Source organism: Dellaglioa sp. CoH-57-MRSF-16, assembly GCF_056782055.1.
Map to the genome: position 1 here is coordinate 1 of NZ_JBXAXZ010000196.1, position 260 is coordinate 260.

Annotated in this window: 1 protein-coding gene; it reads left to right on the forward strand. The window is 55.4% G+C overall.

Annotated elements, in window-relative coordinates; all coding sequences use genetic code 11:
* Positions 1-226 (forward strand): hypothetical protein (locus AC1RPH_RS08400; protein WP_481762131.1); only part of this gene is annotated, 226 nt, incomplete at its 5' end.
* Positions 227-260 lie beyond the last annotated feature (34 nt).

Sequence of the window (260 nt, forward strand, 5' to 3'; positions counted from 1 at the left end):
GGTTATGGACGAGTTCATTGCTGACCACAACAAGCGGTTCAGTACAGCATACTTGCAGGGGCTGAAAGCCGGCCGCCTGAAGGGCTACATCGAGGCGCAGGACGCGGTGCTCGATGCTCCGAACAACCCGATCTCTGCTATCGACGAACTGATAGCCAACGCGGGGGATTTAGATGAACAACTTTTTCATGATGCTGTGGCTTGCGGACGTTGCCGACGCCTTTAAGATGGCGGTCGGAGTATGCATTATGGCCACGGTC